The organism is uncultured Turicibacter sp., assembly GCF_938044715.1.
Classification (GTDB): domain Bacteria; phylum Bacillota_I; class Bacilli_A; order MOL361; family Turicibacteraceae; genus Turicibacter; species Turicibacter sanguinis.
Genome location: NZ_CALIOS010000103.1, coordinates 1 through 4,190, shown reverse-complemented (window position 1 = coordinate 4,190; position 4,190 = coordinate 1). Strand labels below are relative to the sequence as shown.

At 32.2% G+C, this 4,190-nt stretch carries 5 protein-coding genes; 2 read left to right on the top strand and 3 right to left on the bottom strand.

The genetic code is table 11. The features are described from left to right. Positions 1 to 664: 664 nt before the first annotated feature. On the bottom strand, positions 665 to 1,222 hold the full coding sequence (gene efp, locus QWC74_RS10275) for an elongation factor P (RefSeq protein WP_006783846.1): 558 nt from the start codon (positions 1,220 to 1,222) through the stop codon (positions 665 to 667). A gap of 290 nt (positions 1,223 to 1,512) precedes the next feature. Between efp and QWC74_RS10270 the strand changes: the two genes are divergently transcribed. After that, positions 1,513 to 1,902, top strand: a complete 390-nt coding sequence (locus tag QWC74_RS10270) for a rhodanese-like domain-containing protein (protein ID WP_006783845.1) — start codon at positions 1,513 to 1,515, stop codon at positions 1,900 to 1,902. An 83-nt stretch (positions 1,903 to 1,985) separates the two neighbouring features. On the opposite strand, the gene QWC74_RS10265 is transcribed toward QWC74_RS10270, so the two are convergent. Together QWC74_RS10265 and rpsU are read right to left on the bottom strand one after the other, a co-directional pair. Further along, complete coding sequence (locus QWC74_RS10265) at positions 1,986 to 2,438, bottom strand: GatB/YqeY domain-containing protein (RefSeq protein WP_006783844.1); 453 nt, start codon at positions 2,436 to 2,438, stop codon at positions 1,986 to 1,988. A 19-nt stretch (positions 2,439 to 2,457) separates the two neighbouring features. After that, positions 2,458 to 2,646 carry a 30S ribosomal protein S21 gene (rpsU, locus tag QWC74_RS10260; RefSeq protein WP_039931013.1) on the bottom strand — a complete coding sequence of 63 codons (189 nt, stop codon included), beginning with the start codon at positions 2,644 to 2,646 and terminating at the stop codon, positions 2,458 to 2,460. A gap of 160 nt (positions 2,647 to 2,806) precedes the next feature. Here rpsU and QWC74_RS10255 point away from each other — a divergent pair, with 160 nt between their 5' ends. Beyond that, a complete protein-coding gene (locus QWC74_RS10255) occupies positions 2,807 to 4,120 on the top strand; it encodes a peptidoglycan bridge formation glycyltransferase FemA/FemB family protein (protein ID WP_006783842.1) in 1,314 nt (437 codons plus the stop codon). The last annotated feature ends 70 nt before the right edge of the window (positions 4,121 to 4,190 follow it).

Here is a 4,190-nt window from a genome sequence, read left to right as displayed (position 1 = left end):
TTTATTACCATTAAATACGTTTACCAGTTGTCTGACTTAATTATATAATTCAGGAATCAAAAAATAAAAACTTCACCCTTCTTAATATGATGTTGAAACAGTTAAATTAAATGAATTCACTAAATTTTTTGAAAAAGAAATTTTGCCTTATCCCTCCACTCATGATAGAAACAGTGTGGAATTCTTTTGATTCCAATTAAAAAGTATGATTTTAAAACGTCTCATATTGTTATTTCCAAAACCTCACTCCCTGATATCGATCTAGATTTAAAGGAACAGTGTTATGATTGTGTGTATGATCGATTTACATTTACTCAAAAACATTTATTATTGAAAAGAACGGTTATACTTTCTACCATACAAAATACGAGATTGTTTTAGAGGTACAAAATAAAATTTCAGAGTGGCGGGTCCTCTACAGTTCACTCCTTTTATGAGCTATTAATACGTATTCTCATAACTCAAAACATAACTCAACTAAAATAAAAACACCTAGTCATTTCATCACAAGGCTTATTCTTAAAGTCATTCATTGTAATAGATGCAATACTCTTTGAGAAAGAACAAAAAAGACTTTAAAAGCCAAAGCTCTTAAAGTCTTTAAAATATAATAATATCAATATTTTATCCTATTCAAGATAAAATTTATAATGTTCCAAAGAAATTATCCGCGAGATACGTAACGTCCATCATTTGTGTTGATGATTAATTTATCTCCAACTTCAACGAATAAAGGAACTTGTAAAGAGTATCCAGTTGAAACTGTTGCACTCTTAGTTGCATTAGAAGCTGTGTTTCCTTTAACACCTGGCTCACATTCTACAACTTCTAATGTTACTTTTTCAGGAACTTCAACTCCTAAGATTTCACCGTTGTAGCTCATCACTTTAACTTCCATTCCATCAACTAAGAAGTTTTTCTCTTGCTCTAATTGAGCAGCCGTTAATTCAATTTGTTCATATGTTTCATTGTTCATGAAAACATACTCATCTCCCATTGAATATAAGAATTGCATTGTTGATTTTTCAACGTGTGCACGTTTAACTTTTTCACCTGCATTGAATGTATTATCAATAACAGCTCCAGAACGTAAGTTACGTAATTTAGAACGTACGAAGGCTTGTCCTTTACCTGGTTTTACGTGTTGGAATTCGATAATTTGGAATAAGTTTCCTTCATAATCGATAGTCATACCTGTTTTAAAATCGTTACTTGAAATCATAAAAATCCTCCTTGAACACTATACAAACTACTCCTTAGTAGTATGAGAATCATTTCCGTATTTAATTATAACGATTAATGGAGAAATTGTCTATTATAAACAGCTATTTTTCCCTATTCTCGACCTAAAATCAGCTTTTTCACCCTCGCTATTGAACAAAAAAAAACACTCTATCTTTCTATTTCTTTTCGTCTTTTCTCGTGATACGACGATACTTCTCTAAAAGGGCTTTATTTTTAATCTGAAATTCTGTAAAATAAAAGGTGTTGCGAATAAAGGAGGTTATGTGGATGAATTGGCCATTAATTATTAGTGCAATTCTTTTAGGATTGATCGTTGGATTATGGATTACTATGCGTCGTGAATCGAAAAAATGTGTGGTAAACTTAACAGAAGCAGAGTTTGTAGAGCAAATGCGTAAGGGACAGTTAATAGACCTTCGTAAGAAAGAAGAATTTGATCAAGGACATATTAACGGTGCTCGTAACATTCCTTTTGCTATTTTAACTCGTAATCCTGGAAAATTACGCAAGGATTTACCTATTTTCTTATATTGTGAAAAAGGAAAAGTAAGCAAACGTGCTGCTTTAGTTCTTTACGGTAAAGGATACGAGAAAATTTACCAACTCGAAGGTGGATTAACAGCTTGGACAGGTCCATTAAAAGCTACAAAAAAATAAAAACAAAAAGATTATTAGAATTAAATCTAATAATCTTTTTTTATTATTTGCAAATAATAAAAAAACACACAATTATGTGTGTTTTATTCTTGGCTTAAATAAGCTTTAACCAATTTACTAACTAAAGCACCGTCTGTACGCCCTTTTGTTTTAGGAACAACGGCACCCATTAACTTACCCATGTCAGATGGTTTTTCTGCGTTAATCATTTTAGCTGTTTCAGATATAATTTGTTTAAGCTCTTCCTCAGTAAGTTGCGCCGGTAAATAGGCATTCACGTATGTTAATTCTTGCTCGATTTTTGCTGCTAAATCTTCACGTGCTGCCTCTTTAAATTCTTTTAAAGAATCACGGCGTTGTTTAACTTCACGTGAAAGAACAGTAAGTTCTTGGTCTTCATTTAAATCTGTAACACCTAAATGAATGGCTTCATTTTGAAGTGAAGCTTTTAACATGCGAATAACTGATAAGCGATCTTTTTCTTTCGCTTTCATTGCTTCTTTCATGTCAGCATTTAATTGATCAAGTAATGCCACTGAGATCACCTATTTAAAATTAGTATTTGTTACGTTTGATTGCAGACTTGCGTGCTGCTTCTGATTTTTGTTTACGTTTGATACTCGGTTTAACGTAATATTCACGTTTACGAGCTTCAGTAAGGGTACCTACTTTAGATACTTCTCTCTTAAAACGACGTAATGCATCATCTAATGATTCGTTTTTTCGAACTACAGTTTTAGCCACCACTAACCCTCCTTCCGCTTCGCTACGATTAACAGTAATATTATACAACATCTTTTACGTTCTGTAAATAAAACAAAAAAAAATCATAAAAATGATTTTATGTTATAATAATAACCGATAATAAAAAGGTGGACAAACACTGAACTGAAGGTGGAGTTTTATGAAATTTGTAACCAATATTGATGCTAAAAAATTTAATGACTTTGTGTCAACTCATCCTAAAAATCATTTTCTACAAACCTATGAGTGGGGTGTTTTTAAATCAAAATCACCCGAGTGGTCATTTGAAACTGTGGGACTTGAAAACGATCAAGGAGAACTCGTTGCAGCTGCGTTAGTTCTCATTCGTTTTTTACCTATCATCAAACGTCCATTTTTATATATTCCACGTGGATTTGTGCTTGACTTTAATAATGAACAACAATTAAAAGATTTTACAGAAGGAATGAAAAACTTCGCAAAATCAAAAAAAGCAATTTTCTTTAAAATCGATCCAGACCTAAAATACGTTAATCGCACCATCGATGGTGAAATTGCAGAAGGGGCGTTCCCAAATGAGTCACTAATTCAATCTTTGCTTAACCTCAATTATAAACATTTAGGCTTCACACAAGATTTTGACTCTAGCATTCAACCTCGATATACTTTCCGCTTAGATTTAAAACCAGAAGAAAAAAACTTATTACAAGGCTGTCATACAAAAACACGCTACAATTTAAAAGTAGCACAAAAAAAAGGAATCGAAATTGTAGAAGGATCACGTGAAGATTTAACAAAATTTGAAGAAATTATGCGTATCACAGGAGAACGTGATGGATTCTTAACTCGTCCTCTTTCTTATTTTGAAGAAATGTATGACACACTAGCCCCTCATGGAATGTGCAAACTCTACTTAGCTAAGCTTAATACAGAGCAAGCCTTAAATAATTTAACGGAGGAACTAAATCAAACCACATCAACCATCGAACAATTAAACAATCAACTTCAAAATGCAGAATTAAATGAGAAGAAACGTCAAAAACTAATTAATAAATTAGAACCCGAAAAAAATAAACTTCAAAATATTACCCAACAATTAAAAGAAGTGGAACAATTGTATAAAGAACACCCAACAGGGATTACAATGTCAGGGATTATTACCACTTATTTCGGCAATAAAGCATGGTATTTATATGGAGCCAGTGATAATGTTTATCGTGAATTCATGCCAAACTACTTAATTCAATGGAAAGCTTTAACAGACGCTAAACAAGATGGATATGAAATTTACGACTTCTTTGGAATTAGTGGGAAAACAGATGAATCAGATCCATTATATGGTCTATATCGATTTAAAAAAGGATTTGGTGGAGAATTTACCGAATTTATTGGAGAATTTGATTACGTGATTGATCCCATTGGTTACTTTGCTTGGACCAAACTTTTACCACAATTTAAAAAATTCAAAAAAAGATTGCGCAATAAAAGACATTAAAAAAGGACACCGACATGTAGTGCACCCCAAATGTTAGACTTAAAAATCTAATGTTAGGGGTGTTTTTCTA

Excerpts from the sequence above, each read along its gene's own strand:
- efp (WP_006783846.1), bottom strand. The coding sequence starts at position 1,222 with ATGATTTCAAGTAACGATTTTAAAACAGGTATGACTATCGATTATGAA.
- QWC74_RS10270 (WP_006783845.1), top strand. The coding sequence starts at position 1,513 with ATGAATTGGCCATTAATTATTAGTGCAATTCTTTTAGGATTGATCGTT.
- QWC74_RS10255 (WP_006783842.1), top strand. The coding sequence starts at position 2,807 with ATGAAATTTGTAACCAATATTGATGCTAAAAAATTTAATGACTTTGTG.